The sequence below is a fragment of the Bowmanella dokdonensis genome, from assembly GCF_017254865.1.
Classification (GTDB): Bacteria; Pseudomonadota; Gammaproteobacteria; order Enterobacterales; family Alteromonadaceae; genus Bowmanella; species Bowmanella dokdonensis.
In genome coordinates, this window is sequence record NZ_JAFKCV010000004.1 from 472,222 (window position 1) to 491,148 (window position 18,927).

Annotated in this window: 15 protein-coding genes and 1 other RNA gene; 11 read left to right on the top strand and 5 right to left on the bottom strand. The window is 55.8% G+C overall.

Annotation, left to right across the window (positions count from 1 at the left end; translation table 11 throughout):
- The first annotated feature begins 126 nt into the window (after window positions 1-126).
- Window positions 127-1,884: an esterase/lipase family protein gene (locus J0A66_RS10165; protein ID WP_206573688.1), complete on the top strand. Its 1,758-nt coding sequence runs from the start codon at window positions 127-129 to the stop codon at window positions 1,882-1,884.
- On the opposite strand, the gene ssrS is transcribed toward J0A66_RS10165, so the two are convergent.
- Window positions 1,885-2,067: non-coding RNA, 6S RNA (ssrS, locus tag J0A66_RS10170), on the bottom strand. It lies immediately after the preceding gene.
- A gap of 352 nt (window positions 2,068-2,419) precedes the next feature.
- Between ssrS and J0A66_RS10175 the strand changes: the two genes are divergently transcribed.
- The 5 genes from J0A66_RS10175 to J0A66_RS10195 are packed head-to-tail and all read left to right on the top strand — an operon-like array spanning window position 2,420 to window position 7,097.
- Window positions 2,420-2,989 (top strand): UPF0149 family protein, encoded by a 570-nt coding sequence (locus J0A66_RS10175; protein ID WP_206573720.1) that lies wholly within the window; start codon window positions 2,420-2,422, stop codon window positions 2,987-2,989.
- 13 nt (window positions 2,990-3,002) lie between these two features.
- The gene (gene pepP / locus J0A66_RS10180) at window positions 3,003-4,322 is read left to right on the top strand and encodes a Xaa-Pro aminopeptidase (RefSeq protein ID WP_206573689.1); all 1,320 of its coding nucleotides are present in this window, start codon (window positions 3,003-3,005) and stop codon (window positions 4,320-4,322) included.
- Complete coding sequence (gene ubiH, locus J0A66_RS10185) at window positions 4,322-5,488, top strand: 2-octaprenyl-6-methoxyphenyl hydroxylase (RefSeq protein WP_206573690.1); 1,167 nt, start codon at window positions 4,322-4,324, stop codon at window positions 5,486-5,488. The genes pepP and ubiH overlap by 1 nt, the downstream gene beginning before the upstream one ends.
- Window positions 5,485-6,702 carry an FAD-dependent monooxygenase gene (locus J0A66_RS10190; protein WP_206573691.1) on the top strand — a complete coding sequence of 406 codons (1,218 nt, stop codon included), beginning with the start codon at window positions 5,485-5,487 and terminating at the stop codon, window positions 6,700-6,702. The genes ubiH and J0A66_RS10190 overlap by 4 nt, the downstream gene beginning before the upstream one ends.
- A 56-nt stretch (window positions 6,703-6,758) precedes the next feature.
- Window positions 6,759-7,097 carry a hypothetical protein gene (locus J0A66_RS10195; protein ID WP_206573692.1) on the top strand — a complete coding sequence of 113 codons (339 nt, stop codon included), beginning with the start codon at window positions 6,759-6,761 and terminating at the stop codon, window positions 7,095-7,097.
- A 150-nt stretch (window positions 7,098-7,247) separates the two neighbouring features.
- Here the strand turns inward: J0A66_RS10195 and J0A66_RS10200 are convergent, their stop codons facing one another.
- A complete protein-coding gene (locus J0A66_RS10200; protein ID WP_206573693.1) occupies window positions 7,248-7,760 on the bottom strand; it encodes a GNAT family N-acetyltransferase in 513 nt (170 codons plus the stop codon).
- A gap of 137 nt (window positions 7,761-7,897) precedes the next feature.
- On the opposite strand from J0A66_RS10200, the gene J0A66_RS10205 reads away from it, so the two are divergent.
- Complete coding sequence (locus tag J0A66_RS10205; RefSeq protein ID WP_241264118.1) at window positions 7,898-9,208, top strand: Na+/H+ antiporter NhaC family protein; 1,311 nt, start codon at window positions 7,898-7,900, stop codon at window positions 9,206-9,208.
- 24 nt (window positions 9,209-9,232) lie between these two features.
- Here the strand turns inward: J0A66_RS10205 and J0A66_RS10210 are convergent, their stop codons facing one another.
- Both J0A66_RS10210 and J0A66_RS10215 read right to left on the bottom strand, forming a co-directional pair.
- On the bottom strand, window positions 9,233-11,200 hold the full coding sequence (locus tag J0A66_RS10210) for a TonB-dependent receptor plug domain-containing protein (RefSeq protein ID WP_206573694.1): 1,968 nt from the start codon (window positions 11,198-11,200) through the stop codon (window positions 9,233-9,235).
- A gap of 97 nt (window positions 11,201-11,297) precedes the next feature.
- The gene (locus J0A66_RS10215; protein WP_206573695.1) at window positions 11,298-12,155 is read right to left on the bottom strand and encodes a LysR family transcriptional regulator; all 858 of its coding nucleotides are present in this window, start codon (window positions 12,153-12,155) and stop codon (window positions 11,298-11,300) included.
- A gap of 328 nt (window positions 12,156-12,483) precedes the next feature.
- Between J0A66_RS10215 and gcvT the strand changes: the two genes are divergently transcribed.
- The 4 genes from gcvT to J0A66_RS10235 all read left to right on the top strand — a co-directional run bounded on the left by gcvT (window position 12,484) and on the right by J0A66_RS10235 (window position 18,837).
- Window positions 12,484-13,566, top strand: coding sequence for a glycine cleavage system aminomethyltransferase GcvT (gene gcvT / locus J0A66_RS10220; RefSeq protein ID WP_206573696.1), 1,083 nt, complete (start codon window positions 12,484-12,486; stop codon window positions 13,564-13,566).
- Between the two features lie 109 nt (window positions 13,567-13,675).
- Complete coding sequence (gcvH, locus tag J0A66_RS10225) at window positions 13,676-14,065, top strand: glycine cleavage system protein GcvH (RefSeq protein ID WP_206573697.1); 390 nt, start codon at window positions 13,676-13,678, stop codon at window positions 14,063-14,065.
- 190 nt (window positions 14,066-14,255) lie between these two features.
- A complete protein-coding gene (gcvP, locus tag J0A66_RS10230) occupies window positions 14,256-17,147 on the top strand; it encodes an aminomethyl-transferring glycine dehydrogenase (RefSeq protein WP_206573698.1) in 2,892 nt (963 codons plus the stop codon).
- Window positions 17,148-17,733: 586 nt separating this feature from the next.
- Entirely contained in the window at window positions 17,734-18,837 is a 1,104-nt protein-coding gene (locus J0A66_RS10235; RefSeq protein ID WP_206573699.1) for a DEAD/DEAH box helicase, read from the top strand.
- An 11-nt stretch (window positions 18,838-18,848) separates the two neighbouring features.
- Here J0A66_RS10235 and J0A66_RS23805 read toward each other — a convergent pair.
- Window positions 18,849-18,927 (bottom strand): integrase core domain-containing protein (locus J0A66_RS23805; protein WP_144020606.1); only part of this gene is annotated, 79 nt, incomplete at its 5' end.

An 18,927-nucleotide genomic window follows, 5' to 3' on the forward strand; every position in this document is an offset into this window, starting at 1 on the left:
TGCGAATTAAAATTGCAAAATTATCGGCATTGTATTCTAAAATATAGAATGATGTGGAAGGGTAAATCCCAGCGCAGACTTGCCTGTTATTCTGTCTTGTATCTGATCTTCGGGAGTCTATGGCTGATGTCTCTCTTTCTGCGTTATCTGACTCTGGGCGTGCTGTTTGCCGCTCTGTCCGGCTGCAGCAGCGCCAGGTTCGTGCAATGGCAGCCCTTGCAGAATTCGGTCCCCGGAGTGTCGAAAAGTCCCATGTCCGAGTCGATCCGGACCTCACTGCTGACACAACTGGCCACGGGGCGGAAACTGACACAGTCTCAGCTCAGACATTGCCTGACCAGCTCAACACCGCAGCCACCGGATGACTGGCAACGGGCTATCCGGTTGGTTTGCACTCATTTGTGGCTGGGCAGAATCGAGACAGATCCCCAGCTTCGCTTTGGGCTTATCCAGAGCTACAACACACAATTGGAGCAGCTTGCCCGACTGCTTTACCAGCAAGGTTCGTTTGCCGGGAATAAAGCATTGCCTGGGCTGACCCTCAGCCTGCAACTGCCCATTGATGAGAGCGGGCAGCTATTCAGCCGATATTGGTTTGAAACAGAGCTGACGGCGCTGGGTTACAGCCGGTCTGCCGATACTCCCGCGGGCTTGGGCGTGCCTCTTGCCGCTTACCGTGCCAATACCGGTCAGGGTAGGGACAGGTGGTATCCCCCGGAGGGGATCTTCAGAGGGGTCAGCCTGGTGCTGCAGGACTTTGCAGTGGATGGGCCGAATCTGCATCTGCAGCTAGAAGGCATTTACCAGCAGCAGCGCAGTAACTGGCACATAGGACAGAACCTTTATCCACTGGCGCTGGATGCCGGCACCGCCTACCTGATGCTGTTGGAGCATGCCGATCTGGACGCCATCAGCTGGTCTGGTTTGTTTGATGCAGACAAGGTGGAGGAGCGGCTGGGCATTTACCTGCTGGAGCCTTATTCGCCTGACAAGATCCCGGTCCTGATGATCCATGGCCTGAGCTCCAATCCCTATATCTGGAGCCACCTTAGCTGGCGTATATTTACCCGCCCAGACCTGGCGAAGCGTTACCAGGTCTGGCATGCCTTTTACCCCAGCGGCCCGCCGCCTTTTTTCAATGCCATGCGGTTGCGGGTTGTGACCGAGAAACTCAGGCATGCGCTGTCTCCTGCGCTGGATGATTTAGCGGTGAACAATATGCTGCTGGTGGGACACAGCATGGGCGGTATTGTTGCCCGGATGTATGTTACCGACAGCGGAGACAGATTGTGGAAGCGCACCTTCACAGTCAAGCCGGATCAACTCGGGTTGGATCCTGACAGCCTGGCCCAGGTGGAAGATATTTTCATCTTTTCTGCCAGACCATATGTGAAGGCCCTGGTTACCCTCGACACTCCCCATAGAGGCAGCGCCATGGCGGCTTCTACCCTGGGCTCTGTGGCGTCGGCTATGGTTTCCCTGCCGGGACGCTTTACCGGCTTGTTTGCCAGGCTTGGAGGTCAGTTAAAACAGGTTCTGACCGGCGAAATGCTACCGTTCTTGGGGGATTTCGGCCCTAACAGTATCCAGGTGCTGGCGCCGGGGCATCCACTGATGGACGAACTGGCGGCTATCCCGGCGGCAGACTGGGTAGAGTGGTATTCGGTGGTGGGAAATAATACCCGATATGCCTGCCCGGATGACTGTGAGCGGATTAGCGATGGGGTAGTACCCTATGCCAGTGCTCATCAACCTTATGCGTTCAGGGAGATTGTGGTGCCTTCCGAACATGACTCATACCGTCATGGGGCCAGCCTGGATCTAATCGAAGAGGCGATGGAAAGCGTTTGGCGTACCGCCGAGGCGCCGGCGGCTAAAGAATAGGCGTCTCCCAAAGTGCCGCTGTTCAGTTTGAGCCCTTGAACCGAAAAGTTCAGGGCGGGGGTATCATCACTACCGTAGGCTTCTCGGTACAAGCCGAGCTTGCACAAAAGCAGCCGAATCAACCCCCTTAGGTGATAGCATCGGCCAGGGACATGACTGAACTGGCGAACACCCCAGGAGACAAAACTGTCAAACACTCTGTTAGTCAACAGAGCGTCGTATAAATTCAATCGGTTGTTCTGAGACTCTTCCCCGCCACCGGCGAGTGAAAATCTGCTGAGACAGTGACCCGTCCAGCCAGGCTGTGACGTTCAGGTCGGTAATAGGGAATGCTAATGGCGGTATCCCGCTCTCCGGCCATTCCTGTCTGATTGAGAATGTCATTATAGGCCCCATCCCCCCTCCAACACCAGTGCAATCCGTCCTGTTTGCCTGCTATTCCAACAGCATGTTGCTTGTTTGCCCGATTCACTGTATCCGCCTGGTTATTGGCGTTAAGATAAGCACAAGAGATCCCATCTGAGTGAGCGCTGGTTTGAACAACCTGAGTAAAGTATTTGACGAGTTATCCTCCCTGCTGGAGCAGGAAGGTATCAGCAGTGATGCGGCAGAGATTCAAGGCATCATGGCCGGTATGCTCGGTGGTGGCATGGCCACTGAAAACCGGGAGTGGCTGGAGGCCTTGGCCGACTTCACCAATCAGGGTGAACCCCTGCCTGCCCGCGTGAGGGAGGAATTGCTGAAACTCTATGACGAAACCTGTCAGCAACTGATGGGGGCGGACTTCGCCCTGTCCTTATGCCTGCCGGACGATGCCTGCCCCATCAATGACCGTGGTCAGGCGCTGGTCAAGTGGGTACAGGGTTTTATGCTGGGCTTTGGCCTGCATCAGGCGGATCTGACCCGTTGTTCTGAAGACGTCAAGGAAGCGCTGGAAGATTTTGCTGAAATCAGTCGCATGGATGAGGAAATGACGGAGGACGAAGCATCCGAGCAGGCTCTGTTTGAAGTCATCGAGTATGTGCGGGTTTCGGCCATGCTCTGTTTCAACGAGCTGGGGCGCAGCAAAACTCAGGCCCTCAAGCAGTCTAAGACCATCCACTGACGGGGTTGCAGGGATGATTACTCTTAGCGAATACGCCGAACGTCGCCAGCGACTGCTGGCAAAAATGTCTGACCATTCCGTTTGCGTCCTTGCCGCCGCCCGGGAAGTGACCCGCAGCCGCGATACGGAATATCCCTTTCGTCAGGACAGCGACTTCTGTTATCTGACCGGCTTTAACGAGCCGGAAGCCCTGCTGGTGCTGAGCAAGACCCAAACTGGCCAGGAGTCTGTTCTGTTTTGCCGGGAAAAAGATCCCCAGGCCGAGATCTGGCAGGGCAGGCGACTGGGACCGCAGGCCGCTCCCCGCACTCTGGGGGTGGACCAGGCTTTTAGCCTGGAGGAAGCCGATGAGCGATTGCTGGCATTGCTGGACGGTTGTGAGGTGTTGTATTTTGCCCAGGGCCATTCGGCCCATCTGGATCAGCGGTTATTCGGCCTGCTGGACAAGCTGCGCAGCGCACCGAAGAAGAGCCGTGTGGCCCCCAGGGCGCTGATGGATGTACGTGACTGGCTGCACGAAATGCGTCTGCTCAAATCTGCGGCCGAGATTGCCCTGATGCGCCGGGCCGCTGAGATTTCCGCCCAGGCTCATCAACGGGCCATGCGGTTCTGCCGGCCCGGCAGGCTTGAATATCAGTTGGAAGCAGAACTGCATCACGAATTTGCCATGCAGGGTGCCCGCCATCCTGCCTACGGCACCATAGTGGGGGGCGGCATAAATGCCTGTGTCCTGCACTACACGCAAAACAGCGATGAACTCAGGGACGGGGATTTGGTGCTGATCGACGCCGGTGCGGAATTGCAGGGTTATGCGGCCGATATCACCCGTACTTTTCCCGTCAGTGGCCGTTTCAGCCAGGAGCAGGCCACCCTCTATCAACTGGTGCTGGATGCCCAGCTCGCCGCTTTTGAACATATTCGCCCCAGGGATACCCTGGCCATGGCCACCGACGCTGCTGCCCGGGTTATCTGTGCGGGGCTGCTTAAGTTGGGTATTTTATCCGGCACGCTGGAACAAAACCTGGAGCAGAAAGCCTACCGACAATATTTTATGCACGGACTGGGACACTGGCTGGGACTGGATGTGCATGATGTGGGGGACTATAAGCTGGATGGCCAGGATCGCCCCTTCGAGCCGGGCATGGTACTGACAGTGGAGCCGGGTATCTATATCGCGCAGGATGCCCAAGTGGATCCGAAATGGCGCGGTATCGGTATCCGCATCGAGGATAATCTGCTGGTAACCGCAGCGGGGTATGAGAATCTTACCGTCTCGGCGCCCAAGCAGATCAGCGAGATTGAGACCCTGATGGCCACGGAGTCAAAGGGCTGATGAAAGACTATGATGTGCTGATTGTCGGCGGGGGGACGGTGGGCTGCCTGCTGGCCCTGGGGCTGGCAGCGGCTGGCCTGAAACTGGCCATCGTGGAGGCCAGGGAATACGGCAGCGGCGGCGAGCATCCGGGCTTCGATGCCCGTACCATCGCCCTGGCCAGGCACTCGGCAGAGTATCTGCGCGCATTGGGCTTGTCTGAGCAACTGGGCAGGACTGCTTACCCCATCCATCGCATCAAAATCACCGATCAGGGCCATCTGGGCCAGTGTTACCTGGATCACCAAGACCAGGGCGTGGACGCGCTGGGTTGGGTCATCAGCCAACAGCAACTGGGACAGATGCTGTTTGAGTCGCTGAAGGACAAAGCCGTCGATTGGTATTGCCCCGACACCTTGTCCGATATCCGCTTGGAGCAGGAACAAGTGGTGCTGACCCTGACATCCGGCCAGGTGCTTGGCTGCAAATTGCTGGTGGCGGCTGATGGAGGCCACTCACCAACCTGCCGCATGCTGAATCTGAACACCCGCAGTGAGGATTATCAGCAGGTGGCGCTGGTGGCCAATGTCCAGACTCAGGAGCCCAATCAATACCTGGCCTTCGAGCGTTTTACCCAAAGTGGTCCCCTGGCCCTGTTACCGGTGTCTGAAAAAGTATCCGGACTGGTCTGGAGCCTGGAGTCTTCGCAGCAGGCTGAATTTGCCGCCTTGTCCGATGCGGATTTGCTGGCAAGGCTGCAGGATGCCTTTGGCTACGATCTGGGGCGGCTGGAGCGGATCAGCAAGCGCGGCTTTTATCCTTTAATGTTGCAAAGGCTCGAACAAGCCGGTACCCATCGTACCCTGGTGGTGGGCAATGCCGCCCATACCCTGCACCCGATCGCCGGTCAGGGCTTCAACCTGGGCCTTCGTGATGTGCAGGCCCTGGCCGGTCTGCTGTTGGCCGACCCGGGGCAGGACCCCGGTCGCTATGCACTGTTAAGGGCGTATCGGCAGGCCCGCCAGAGCGATCAACAAAGGGTCATCGGCATGACTGACTCTCTGGTTCGACTCTTCTCCAATCAATACTTTCCGCTGGTGGTGGGCCGCAATCTTGGTCTGGCCCTGCTGGACCAGTTCAGCGGCGCCAAGTCCAGCCTGGCGCGGCGCGCCATGGGATATACATGAAAACTGATTGTGATCTGATTATTGTTGGAGGAGGGATGGTTGGACTGAGTCTGGCCGCCGCCCTCAGGCACAGGTCGCTGAAGCTGGTGCTGATCGATGAGCGCCTGCCTTTGCGGCCGCTCGCCAAAGATCCGGAACTGCGGGTCAGCGCCATCAATCAGGCCAGCGAAAACCTGCTGCGTCGCCTGGGTATCTGGCAGGCCGTGCAAGCACAGCGACTCTGTGCTTACCGGCAGATGCAGGTGTGGGAGCAGGACAGCTTTGCCCGCATTGAGTTTAATCATCAGGATCTGCATCAGCCCCACCTGGGCCATATCATCGAAAATCAGGTGCTGATCAATGCCTTGTGGGAAGAACTGTTGGCCGCCAATAATGTGGAGCTGTTGGCCCCAGCCGGCATCAGCCGTTTTGAACTTAATTCTGAACTGGCCGAAGTGGAGCTGGCCGATGGTCGTCTGCTGAAAGCCAGATTGCTGGTGGGCACGGACGGCGCCCAATCCAGAATTCGCCAGCAGGCCGGGTTGCCGGTGACCTTTGCCGACTATCAGCACAAAGCGCTGGTGGCCACCATCGAAACCCAACTGCCCCATCAGCACTGCGCCCGCCAGGTTTTTACGCCGCAGGGTCCGCTGGCCTTTTTGCCCCTGTACCAGGATAACCTGTGCTCTATTGTCTGGTCTCAGCAAACCCAGCGGGCCGATGAATTGCTGGCGATGGATACCGGTGAGTTTGAAAAACAGTTATCAGCCACCTTCGACAATCAACTGGGGCTGTGTAAGCTGACAAGCGAGCGTATCGGCTTTCCCCTGACCATGCGATTTGCCCGGCAGTGGCTTACCGACCGTCTGGTATTGGCCGGCGATGCAGCCCATACCATTCATCCCCTGGCCGGGCAGGGGGCCAATCTGGGCCTGATGGATGTGGCCGCCCTGGCCGAACGGTTGCAAATGCTGCATGAGCGGGGAGAGGATATCGGCCTTGCTGCCAACCTGCGCCCCTATGAGCGTTGGCGCAAGAGCGAAGCGGTGAAACTGATTGCCGCCATGCAGCTGTTTAAAGGTCTGTTTGACGGACAACACCCACTGAAAAAACTGATCCGCGGGCTTGGCGTCAGTGCAATGGACAAACTGCCCCTGGCCAAACGCCAGGCCATGAAACTGGCCGCCGGCCTGGACGGTGAATTACACGAGCTGGCCAAGCCCCTGCTGAAGTAAACACAGAGTCAAGAAGCACAGAGGGTCAGGGGCGCAGGGAACGGGAAGCCCCGTCAGTGCAAGAAGTTCTCAAGGCTCCCAATGCTGTCGATGCCCTGATGACTGAATTAACGACGATTCTTTCCAAATTGGACCAACAGGAAACTTATATGAAGAACACCAAACTCGTTTTGATCGTTGCTAGCTCCCTCCTTGCGCAATCCTGTGCCAGTGTGGAGGGCGGGATGGTGACCCAACAAGCAGCGAAGCAAACCATTGAACACCAGCAGGCAATGGATAAGGAAGATGGCAGAGACAGAAGCTCTGAGATTAAAAAGGAATCTCTTATTAATGGCGGGATAGCAGCTCTATGGTGTGCGCTGAAACTAAACGATGAGTGCAAGGGCAATGACTAGGTATTCTCCGACCCATGGGGCAGGGTCATTGATATTGTCCTGCCCCCATTGCCTATGCGTAATTGATTACCAGCCAGGTCCGTTGAAGCCAACCCCATATGCCCCTAACTTGCACAGAACCACGTTGTGCTTGCCCTTTATGTCTTTGCGCTAAGACGCTTGTTCACACTCCCAGCAATAACACACGCATTCGGTGCCCAGATGCGCCAGCTGTTTTTCAAAGTGCATGCCCAGTTTTTCCAGTACTTTGATACTGGCCTGGTTATCCGGCATGGCCAGGCCAATGATGCGCTTTAACCCCAGGTCTTCGCGGCCAAAACGCATGGTCTCCAAGGCCGCCTCGGTAACCAGCCCCTGGCCCCAGTAGGCCGGCAGCAGCCGGTAGCCCACATCCACTTCGTCCAGCTCGGGCAGATATTTCAGCCCACAGAAGCCGATAAACTCCCCCGAGGCCCGGTGCAGCATCGCATGGCGGCCAAAGCCGTATTTGTGGTAGTCGGCCATCGGCCCGTCCATCAGATACCGGCGGGTTTTCTCCACACTGTCCTGCAGCGGGCCGATATAACGCATCACCTGCGGATCGGCGTTGAGCCGGTTCAACGCGCCGGCATCCTCCAGGGTCAGGGGACGTAACAGCAAGCGGTCGGTGGTCAATCTTTTCATGGACAGTCAGCGCCAGGCAGGGTAAGAAATAAAAAGCGCTAAGGTAGCGACATATGTTGCAAGAATAAAGCTTGTTTCGCTGCCCGTTGATATTTAAACTTCCAGACGTCTAAACGTCCCAATCAGAGAGAAGTCGTTTGTCTGAATTGTTGTTGTCCCGGGGCAAGCTTGCCCTGCTGCCACTGGCCCTGTTTCTGTTGCTGTTTCTCGGTGCGGGTTTCTATTACCAGTCCCAGGACGTGGAATTTGCCTTTTACCAGCTACCGGCGCCGGTGGCCGTGCTACCGGCCATCCTGCTGGCGGTCTGGTTGTCTAAAGAATCCCTGAGCCACACCATCAGCCAGTTTACCGAAGGGGCGGGGCACCAGGACATCATGACCATGTGCATGATCTTTCTGCTGGCGGGAGGCTTCTCTGCCGTGGCGAAAGCCACCGGAGGCGTCGACGCCACCGTCGCCCTTGGGGTAAACCTGATCCCGGCCCAATTCCTGTTGCCAGGGCTGTTTCTGCTCGGTGCCTTTGTGTCCACGGCCATGGGCACGTCAATGGGTACGTTGGCGGCGATGGCGCCCATCGGCCTGGGCATGGCTGAGGCCACCGGCATCGAACCGGCTCTGATGGCCGGGGTGCTGATGAGCGGGGCTATTTTCGGCGACAACCTGTCCATTATCTCCGACACCACCATTGCCGCCACCCGTACCCAGGGTTGCCAGATGCGCGATAAGTTTATGGAAAACCTCAAGGTCTCGCTGCCGGCCGCGCTGGTCACCCTGGCCCTGTTTGCCTGGGTCAGTCCGCAGCCGGAGCCGGTAGTGGTGGAGCCGGGAAACCTCTGGCTGGCCCTGCCTTATCTGTTGATCCTGGGACTGGCCGTATCCGGCGTCAATGTGTTTGCGGTACTGACCATAGGGATCCTCAGCAGCGCGCTGATGGGACTGTGGCAGGCCGATTACCCACTCAATTCCCTGGCCACTGATATTTACGCCGGCTTTACCTCCATGCAGGAAATCTTCATGCTCAGCATACTGATCGGCGGTTTGTCCTCGCTGATGCGCCATCAGGGCGGGCTGGACTACCTGGTGGGCAGACTGCATGCCTTTTCACAGAAGCTATCCCGCAGCGCCCATGCCAGTCACAGCTTTGCCATCGCCGCACTGATTGCTGTCAGCAATCTTTGCATCGCCAACAACTCGGTGTCCATCATAGTGGTCGGCGAGGCGGCCAGGAAGCTGGCAATCCATGGTGAGATCGACCCTAAACGCAGTGCCAGCCTGCTGGATATTTTTGCCTGCATCGTGCAGGGACTGATCCCCTACGGTGCCCAGGCTCTGTTGCTGGGCGCCAGCCTGGGAATCTCGCCGGTGGCCATAGTGCCTTATGTGTTTTACTGCTATCTGCTGGCGCTGGTGGCGATGGCCCACATGGGCTGGAAGCTGGTCCGCGGATAAGCCGTCCGGCTGACAACCGGGCACCTAAAACTTCAGGCTGACGCCAGCCATTGTCCGTCGGCCCCGCTCGTAGTAGGGCTGGGTATTCACCACTTTGCGGGTGGTTTCCGGTTGCCACCAGGTTTCATCCAGACCGTTCTCTACCGTCAGCCAGCCCTGCCAGGCAGGATTAAAACGGTAGGCCAGGCGGCCACGCAGATTGGTCAGGGTATGATTCTGCGGGTTAACGTCCAGGGCGTCCTTGTGGTTGTCCCATTGCCGGGCATGCAGAACGTGTATTCCCCACTCCCACTTGCCCTGCCAATCACCCGATAAACCCAGTTTCAGTAGATGATGGGGCATGCCGCTGGCATTGTCCCCCGCTTCACCTGCCAGGCTGTTTTGCTGATAGGTCCAGGAAAAATCCACCCTCATATGCTGGTCTGGGGGCTGCCACAGAACTTCCCACTCCAGCCCCTTTAAACGCTGCTGTCCAAAGTTGAAATAGCTGGCCGTCTGGCCGGGTTGCGCCTGGCGTGTAATGATATCCTCGGTACGGGTATAAAAGACGCTGAAGGCGGTAAACAGGGCAGGGGACCGATAGCCCCATTGCAGATCCCAGGTATCGGCCGTTTCCGGCGCCAGGTCAGGATTGCCGATCACCACCCCCTGCAGGGCGATGTCCTGCTCCAGCAGGGAAGGGGCCCGGAACGCCTCGGCGTACTGTAATTTGATAAAGGCGCCGTTCTGCCAGTGGTAGTTGGCCGACATGCGACCAGACAGATGACCCCCTGATCTGTCCGGCTTGTTCCACTGGACCCCGGCAACCAGGGCAAAGGCCGGGTTAAACTGATGGGACAGCTCGGCGAACCAGCGACTGTGGTGCACCTGATAGTCCGGCACTATGGTCACGTGACCGGTTTGCACATGCTCACCGGCCGAATCGCCGCTGTTATGTTGCACATCCATGCCGACAATCAGGGATGTCTTTATCGATAAAGCGGTCTGCCAGCTCAGGTCCCATTGCCAGTCCTGTCCGTCCATATAGCTTGGCTGGGGGCCGGGATTCACATAGTCATTACGCAGCCCATTGTAAGTAAGGCCAAGGGACAGCTCACCGCCAAAAAGCGCCTGGCGGGTGCTCAGATTCAGCCAGTGCCGTTCCGCTTCAATATGGGCCTGTTCGGTGTACAGGCCGGCTATGGGCAGGGTGCCCACATGGCCGGAGTCACTGTAGGCATACAGGTAGCTTAACTGCCAGTCCCGCCAGTCCACGCGGGCCCGGAGCCCCAGGTTTTGCTGGAAGTAATTGCGCCGGTAAGAACTGCCCGTCTCATCGAAGGCGCTCAGCCAGTTGCTGTCATCCTCGTAATAATGCACGTCCAGACTGGTGTGCCAGGGCTTGCTCCCATAAGCGTGGCTGAATTCCGCACCGGCTTCTCCATTGCTGCCCAAAGCGGCATGGGCTTGCTGGCCGGTGGGTGGGTTTTTGCGGGTAATAATATTGACCACGCCCGTAAAGGCATTGCTACCGTATTGCACCGATCCTGGCCCGCGGATGATCTCGATGCGTTCAATCAGGCGAATGGGAAAAGCGCGCAGAAAAGCCAGGTCCGAGCCGCCGTTCTGAGCCTCGCGAAGGGGATAGCCGTCAAGCAGAAACAAAACATGGGTATTGTACTGGCCAGGCAGGTCGCCGCGCAGCATCAGGCTGTTGACGGGAAACATATAGGTGCCCATGGTCAGGGTGCCGGGCGCCAGCTCCAGTGCATCGGCCAGATCTTTGGCCCCATAAGCGAGGATTTGTTCGCGGCTGACCACCGACAGGATGCCGGCAGCCCGGGACAGCGTCTGTTCCCGGCGGCTGGAGGTGACCACCTGCACATCGAGCAGTTCCTCAAATGACAGGGAAAACAGCTCTGCCGGGTCGGTTTCCTGCGCCGACGCACCACAGGCCATCAGGCTCAGCATGGCGACAATGCAACGGCAGGGGGGACGTCTACCTGCAAGCATGGAGTAATTCACAAACACAGGGTATTGAATTTAAAGCTAATTCAGAAAGTTGCCTGACGCAAACCGGTTTGCGTCCTTTATACCGACATCTGATGAGTTAATTCGACAGATAGCCCAGTCGCGAGCGAATGAATTCCGCCAGCTTGCGACTGGCCTGGGGATGTTTGTTGGACTGGATAAACAGGTTGATGCCCACCTTGCCCAGCGTCGGCAGCGATTTGTGCCGGATTGGCGCAAGATCCGCAGGCAGGGTACTGCGAGCCAGCACCGTCACGCCCAACCCTTCCTTGAGGGCCGCAGTGATCCCACCGATATCGGCATTGGTATAACTGATGCGCCAGCGCTGACCGGCCCCCTGCAGTCTGTCCAGGGCCCGTTGCCGGTAGATACAGCCCTTGGGCGCCACCACCAGGGCGATTTGTTCTTCCACAAGGCGGTAGCTGGGGCTGGCCACCCACACCAGCTCATCCTGCAGCAGGGTTTCGGGCTGGTTATCTGTGGCCATGTCATCCAGGGCCAGGATCAGATCAAACTGCTTGCGCTTGTCCTTATCCAGCAGCGACTTGCTCAAATCGCAGGTCACCTCTAACGTTACATCCGGATAGGCCTTGGAAAAATCCCCGATAATACTGGGCAGCAGGCGGGTGGCGAATTCGCTGGGCAGGCCCAGGCGCAATTGTCCTGATAACTGGCTTTGTTCAAACTGACGGAAAATATCGTCATTGATGCCCAGCATCTGTACCGCATGCTGGTATAGCTGCATGCCATCGGCATTGACCTGCTGGCGCTGGCCCTGGCGGCTGAACAGCTTGCGGCCAAGCTGCTCTTCCAGGCGTTTGATCTGCAGACTGATGGCCGGCTGGGAACGGCCCAGATAGTCGCCGGCCCGGGCGTAGCCGCCCAGATCCACTACCGCCACAAAGGCGCGCAAATTATCTAATGACAGTTGTTTCATGGTTTTTGTGTAAGGGGTGAAGGGAGAGGGTCCGAACTGACAATGCAACGAATAATTCAGACAAGGGAGACAAAAAGTCATGGGTGGCGCAATAAAAGTTGCGACCTGTGGAGTGATGACCACAATCGCCTCACGCCTCACGCCTCACGCCTCACGCCTCACGCCTCACGCCTCACGCCTAACGCCTCATCCCGATATCAGCATATTTAATGATGGCGGAATAATACATAACAAATCTTAATCTATCCATTTAGATTTCCAATTTGTTGGGGCCGGACGCAACTCCTATAATCAGGCCACTTTTTGATCCTAATCTTCAGGTAACGCTATGACCAACAAGACAGTCCTGCATGCCAAACACCTGGAAGCCGGTGCCAAAATGGTCGACTTCCACGGCTGGGAAATGCCCATCCATTACGGTTCACAGATTGAAGAGCACCACGCAGTGCGCCGTGATGCCGGCATGTTTGATGTGTCCCACATGACCATTGTCGATGTCAAAGGTCCCCAGGCCAAGGCCTACCTGCGTTACCTGCTGGCCAACGACGTGGCCAAGCTCAAAGACAAGGGCAAGGCCCTGTACAGCGGCTTGCTCAACGAACAGGGCGGGGTGGTGGACGATTTGATTGTCTATTACTTTGCCGATGACGATTACCGCCTGGTGGTGAACTCCGCCACCCGCGAAAAAGACATGAACTGGCTGAACAAGGTCGCCGACGGTTTCAACGTGACCATCACCGAGCAGCCGGATCTGGCCATGATTGCCGTGCAGGGCCCCAATGCCAAAGAAAAGGCCGGCAGTCTGTTCAGCGACGAGCAAAAAGCCGCCGTGGAAGGCATGAAGCCGTTTTTCGGCGTACAGGCCGGTGATCTGTTTATCGCCACCACCGGTTATACCGGCGAAGCCGGCTATGAAATCATGGTGCCCGCCGACCAGGCCCCCGGCTTCTGGGATCGCCTGAAGATGTCCGATATTCAGCCCTGTGGCCTGGGCGCCCGGGATACCCTGCGCCTGGAGGCGGGCATGAACCTGTACGGCCAGGATATGGACGAGAACACCTCGCCCCTGGCAGCGAATATGGGCTGGACCATCAGTTGGTTGCCTGAAGAGCGTGATTTTATGGGGCGCTCAGCCCTGGAAGAGTACAACCGCAGCGGCAAAGAAAAGCTGGTGGGGCTGGTGATGGAAGAAAAGGGCGTACTTCGAAGCGGCCTGAAGGTGAAGGTCGAGGGTGGCGAAGGGGTGATCACTTCTGGTACCTTCTCACCGACCCTGGGTTACAGCATCGCCATGGCCCGGGTGCCCACCACTGTAGGCCAGACGGCCGAAGTGGAAATGCGCAAAAAGTGGGTTACAGTAAAAGTGGTCAAGCCCAGCTTCGTCCGCAACGGCAAAAAAGTTGAACAGTGATAAGTGATTAAAAATGGGGTCGGAGTCCAATTATCTCTGGTCCCATAAGAACAAATAAGAAGAGGGCAGATTCGTTTGGACTCTGGCCCCATTTTTAAGAGGAATTCCAATGAGTAACATCCCGTCTGAATTGCGTTATGCCGCGTCTCACGAGTGGGTCCGTCCTGAAGGCGACGGCACTTACACTGTCGGCATTTCCGAGCATGCCCAGGAACTGCTGGGCGATATGGTGTTTGTTGAGCTGCCGGAAGTGGGCTCCACCGTTGCCGCCGGCGACGACGTGGCCGTAGCCGAGTCGGTCAAGGCCGCCTCTGATGTCTATGCCCCCATCGGCGGAGAGATTATCGCCGTGAACGAAGACCTCGAAGAGTCTCCTGAGCTGGTCAATACCGACCCTTACGGTGACGGCTGGATGTTCCGTATCAAAGCCGAGGACGACAGCGAGTTTAACGACCTGCTGGATGCCGAAGGCTACGAAAGCAGCATAGAAGAAGATTGATTCTTTACCAGAAAGATGGGGTCGACGCGAGTCTGGCCCCATTTTTATTGGCCCGGCAACAAAGCAGTTACAAAGCCCGAAGAGCAAGGCTTTCAAAGGTTTAAAACTTTTCGTTCTTTATCTTTGCAAGGCACTGACCCTGATGACTGACCGGTAACACGGTCGGCCTGAACCCAAACCGAGATGCAAAATGTCTGATACCAACCTCTCTCTGTCACAACTGGAACAAAAGCAGGATTTTGTTCGTCGTCACATTGGACCCGGTGAAGCCGAAATGGCCAGCATGCTGGAAACCGTGGGCGCCAGTTCCCTGGACGATCTGATTCAGCAGACGGTACCGGCCGCCATTCGCCTGCCACAGCCGCTGAAGCTGGGAGAGAGTCAGACAGAAACTGAAGCCCTGGCCAACCTCAAAGCCATGGCCAAAAAGAACAAGATTTTTCGTTCTCACATCGGCATGGGCTATCACGACACCCTTACGCCCAACGTGATCCTGCGTAACGTGCTGGAAAATCCCGGCTGGTATACCGCCTATACCCCCTACCAGCCTGAAATCGCCCAGGGCCGTCTGCAGGCGCTGCTGAACTTCCAGCAGATGACCATTGACCTGACCGGGCTGCCGCTGGCCTCTGCCTCCCTGCTGGACGAGGGTACCGCGGCCGCCGAAGCCATGGCACTGGCCAAGCGCGTGTCCAAGAACAAGAAAGCCAACCTGTTCTTTATTGCCGACGACGTGCATCCGCAGACCATCAATGTGGTGCAGACCCGCGCCGAGATGTTCGGCTTTGAAACCCTGGTCGCCCCGGCCGACGAGGCAACCCAGCACGACCTGTTCGGTGCGTTGCTGCAATACCCCGGGACCACGGGTGCCATCACCCATCTTGAGACCCTGATCAAGGATCTGCAGGCCAATAAAACCGTGGTCACAGTGGCCGCCGATATCATGAGCCTGGTGTTGCTCAAATCCCCCGGTGAGATGGGCGCCGATGCCGTGCTTGGCAGTGCCCAGCGCTTTGGCGTACCCATGGGCTACGGTGGTCCACACGCGGCGTTTTTCGCCACCCGTGACGAGCACAAGCGTTCCCTGCCCGGCCGGATTATCGGCGTGTCCCAGGATACCCGCGGCAAGCCTGCCCTGCGTATGGCCCTGCAAACCCGTGAGCAGCATATCCGCCGCGAAAAGGCCAACTCCAACATCTGTACCGCTCAGGTGCTGCTGGCCAATATGGCCTCTTTCTACGCCGTGTATCACGGTCCTAAGGGCCTGAAGACCATCGCCAGCCGCATCCACCGGATGACCGATATTCTGGCCACCGGCCTCAAGCAAAAAGGCCTGGCCCTGCTTAACTCCACCTGGTTTGACACCATCACGGTGAAGGTGGACAACAAGGACGAGATTGTGAAGCGTGCCCTGGCCGCCGAGGTCAACCTGCGCACCGATTTGGACGGCATGCTGGGGGTCAGCCTGGATGAAACCACCACCCGTGCCGATATTGCCAAGCTGTTTGATATCTTCCTGGGGGAGGGACATGGCCTGGAGGTGGCGAAACTGGATGCAGCCATCACCACCGAAGGCAGCCACTCGATTCCTTTAGAGCTGCTGCGCACCACGGACATCCTGACCCACGAGGTGTTCAACAGTTATCACAGTGAGACCGAGATGCTGCGCTATATCAAGTCCCTGGAAGACAAGGACCTGGCGCTGAACCACTCGATGATTTCCTTAGGCTCCTGCACCATGAAGCTTAACGCCACCGCCGAGATGATCCCGGTGACCTGGCCGGAGTTCGGCAAACTGCATCCGTTTGCGCCTGTCGATCAGGCCCAGGGCTATCAGGAAATGATTAACGAGTTGTCCGACGCCCTGATTGAAATCACCGGCTATGACAATCTGTCGATGCAGCCCAACTCCGGTGCCCAGGGCGAATACGCCGGCCTGATTGCGATTCGCAAGTACCATGAGAGCCGCGGCGATGCGCACCGCAATATCTGTTTGATCCCAAGCTCTGCCCACGGCACCAACCCGGCCTCGGCGCAGATGATTGGTTACAAGGTCGTGGTGGTGGATTGCGACAAGAACGGTAACGTGGACCTGGCGGATCTGAAAGCCAAAGCCGCCGAGATGGCCGAAAACCTGGCCTGTATCATGGTGACTTACCCGTCCACCCACGGCGTGTACGAAGAGACCATCAAGCAGGTGTGCGATATCGTGCATGAGCACGGCGGCCAGGTGTATATGGACGGCGCCAACATGAACGCCCAGGTGGGCCTGACCAGCCCCGGCCATATCGGCTCGGATGTGTCGCACCTGAACCTGCACAAAACCTTCTGTATCCCGCACGGCGGCGGTGGCCCCGGCATGGGTCCCATCGGTGTGAAATCGCACCTGGCGCCTTTCCTGCCCAACCACCCGGTGGTGGCTATCGATGTCACCGGTCGTGACAACGGTGCGGTGTCTGCCGCCCCTTGGGGTAGCGCCAGTATCCTGCCCATCAGCTATATGTACATCAAGATGATGGGTGGCGAAGGCCTGAAAAAAGCCACCGAAGTGGCGATTTTAAACGCCAACTATGTGGCTAAGCGTCTGACCGGTCATTTCCCGGTACTGTACAAAGGCCGGAATGACCGGGTGGCCCACGAGTGCATTATCGATCTGCGTGATCTGAAAGAAGCCTCAGGCGTCACCGAAATGGACGTGGCCAAACGTCTGAATGACTACGGCTTCCACGCCCCGACCATGAGCTTCCCGGTCGCCGGTACATTGATGATCGAGCCCACCGAATCCGAAGCCAAGGCCGAGCTGGATCGTTTCTGCGATGCCATGATCAGCATCCGCGAAGAAATCGCCAAGGTGGAAAGCGGCGAGTGGAACGACACCGACAACCCGCTGCATAACGCCCCGCATACGCTGGACGATATCTGTGATGAAAGCTGGAACCGCAGTTACAGCCGCACCCTGGCCGCTTACCCGGCCGATGCGGTACGCCGCAACAAGTTCTGGCCCACAGTGAACCGTATTGATGATGTGTTTGGGGACCGGAATCTAGTGTGTTCCTGCCCGGCGACGGACACCTACCGATAGTAAAAAAAGCAGTTATTTCAGTAACATAGTTACCTGAATAAGCTTAGGCTATAACGGTCAAAAAGATGCAAAATGCCCTCTTAACCGAGGGCATTTTTGTTTGTATTGTTTATGGGGTTGGGTCGTGAAAGCCTTCATCCCGAACTCGTTTCGGGATCTCTATCAGAAATACACAATACTTCTGTGTCTAAAACCAAATAAAGAAGACCAAAAGGCAGCGCCGGATTGGCCTTCGCAGACACGCCGTGAACCCCTCCCTGGGGGCTTCTCTTCGCCATCCCTGTCTCAGAGAGTCTGCGAAGGCCAATCCAACACTGCCTCCCACCCTTTTCTCTATCTGTAAGAAAAAGGTTTGCAGGCGGGCCCTCTGCTCACGCAGAGGGCCGCTGAAACTGGGTTTTTCACCTGCCTGCAGAGGTAAGCGCTTAATTTTTATAAAAATTTGACCAGGAGGTGAGAGGAAGTGTTTACTGGTGACACTTTGATGGGCGGGGTGAGCTAAGAGTGGGACAGTGCACGGTGCAAGACCTGACCACGTGTGGTTGTGTTAAATGTCAGAATATTGTTTTCAACAAGGAAGAACTTGATGCAAGAAATAAAAATTAAAAGTAGCACCGTAACTTGGCAACCAATAAATGACCAACAAAGCTCAGCAGAAGATATATTTGAATCATGGTGTAAATCTAATTTTTCTTTTATTGAGGAAAACGAGAAACTAGGTGTCGCTGGACTAAGACCTCCACAATTGGGCGGAATATTCGCTGCTCTCGGCTATGAAAGGTCGGATGAAAAAAGTGCTGCAACTGTTGTCATGCCAACGGGGACAGGAAAAACAGAGACAATTCTATCTATAGTGGTTGCAGGTAAGTTCAAAAAAACTCTTGTTATTGTCCCATCTGATGCCTTAAGGGAACAAACTAAAAATAAATTTGTTCAGCTTGGTTTGCTTAGAAAATTGAGGCTTGTTAGTGATGAAGTTTTTAATCCAATCGTATCAACTATAAAACATGGTATAGATGAACCTTCCGATTTATCAAAAATCCTTAATGCTAATGTGCTAATTGCATCAGCAGCCTCTCTATCTAAATTTTCTAAAGAGTATTTCGACAAACTTACGCAGGAATGTACTCATTTGATTGTTGACGAAGCTCATCATGTTACAGCTACTACATGGGCACAAGTTAAGTCTAGCTTCCGAGATAAATCTGTATTCCAATTTACTGCAACTTCATTTAGAAGTGATGGTTCGAGAGTAGAAGGTAAAATTATATTTAATTACCCATTAAAAAAAGCTCAAGATGATGGATACTTTAAGCCTATAGAGTTTCACCCTGTGCGAGAGTTTGTTGAGGAAAAGTCAGATGAAGCTATAGCCAAAAAAGCTATTTCTATACTCAGAAAGGACTTAGACAAAAAACTTGACCACATTGTTATGGCAAGAACATCATCGAAAAAACGAGCAAAAGAGGTATTTGAGATCTACGCAAAGGAAAAAGATCTTAATCCTGTTTTGATTGATAGTAACACTAAAGGTAAGTCAAAAGTACTTGAAGCACTTAGAAATGGAGAGCACAAAGTTATTGTTTGTGTAAACATGCTTGGCGAAGGTTTCGACCTTCCTCAACTTAAGATTTCTGCGATTCATGATCCACATGACCTTTCCCCGAGATTAGTACCAATCCCTCAATGAGATTTTCCTGCTTAAGCTGCCTGTTTTGCATACTCAACAGGCGACATGTAATTCAGTGAGCTATGCGGGCGAACATGGTTGTAATGCTCG

What these genes read in the sequence shown, in the direction of transcription:
- J0A66_RS10215 (WP_206573695.1), bottom strand. Translation starts at nt 12,155, where the DNA reads ATGAAACAACTGTCATTAGATAATTTGCGCGCCTTTGTGGCGGTAGTG.
- J0A66_RS10200 (WP_206573693.1), bottom strand. Translation starts at nt 7,760, where the DNA reads ATGAAAAGATTGACCACCGACCGCTTGCTGTTACGTCCCCTGACCCTG.
- gcvT (WP_206573696.1), top strand. Translation starts at nt 12,484, where the DNA reads ATGACCAACAAGACAGTCCTGCATGCCAAACACCTGGAAGCCGGTGCC.
- J0A66_RS10190 (WP_206573691.1), top strand. Translation starts at nt 5,485, where the DNA reads ATGAAAACTGATTGTGATCTGATTATTGTTGGAGGAGGGATGGTTGGA.
- J0A66_RS10165 (WP_206573688.1), top strand. Translation starts at nt 127, where the DNA reads ATGTCTCTCTTTCTGCGTTATCTGACTCTGGGCGTGCTGTTTGCCGCT.
- J0A66_RS10210 (WP_206573694.1), bottom strand. Translation starts at nt 11,200, where the DNA reads ATGCTTGCAGGTAGACGTCCCCCCTGCCGTTGCATTGTCGCCATGCTG.
- ubiH (WP_206573690.1), top strand. Translation starts at nt 4,322, where the DNA reads ATGAAAGACTATGATGTGCTGATTGTCGGCGGGGGGACGGTGGGCTGC.
- pepP (WP_206573689.1), top strand. Translation starts at nt 3,003, where the DNA reads ATGATTACTCTTAGCGAATACGCCGAACGTCGCCAGCGACTGCTGGCA.
- gcvH (WP_206573697.1), top strand. Translation starts at nt 13,676, where the DNA reads ATGAGTAACATCCCGTCTGAATTGCGTTATGCCGCGTCTCACGAGTGG.
- gcvP (WP_206573698.1), top strand. Translation starts at nt 14,256, where the DNA reads ATGTCTGATACCAACCTCTCTCTGTCACAACTGGAACAAAAGCAGGAT.
- J0A66_RS10235 (WP_206573699.1), top strand. Translation starts at nt 17,734, where the DNA reads ATGCAAGAAATAAAAATTAAAAGTAGCACCGTAACTTGGCAACCAATA.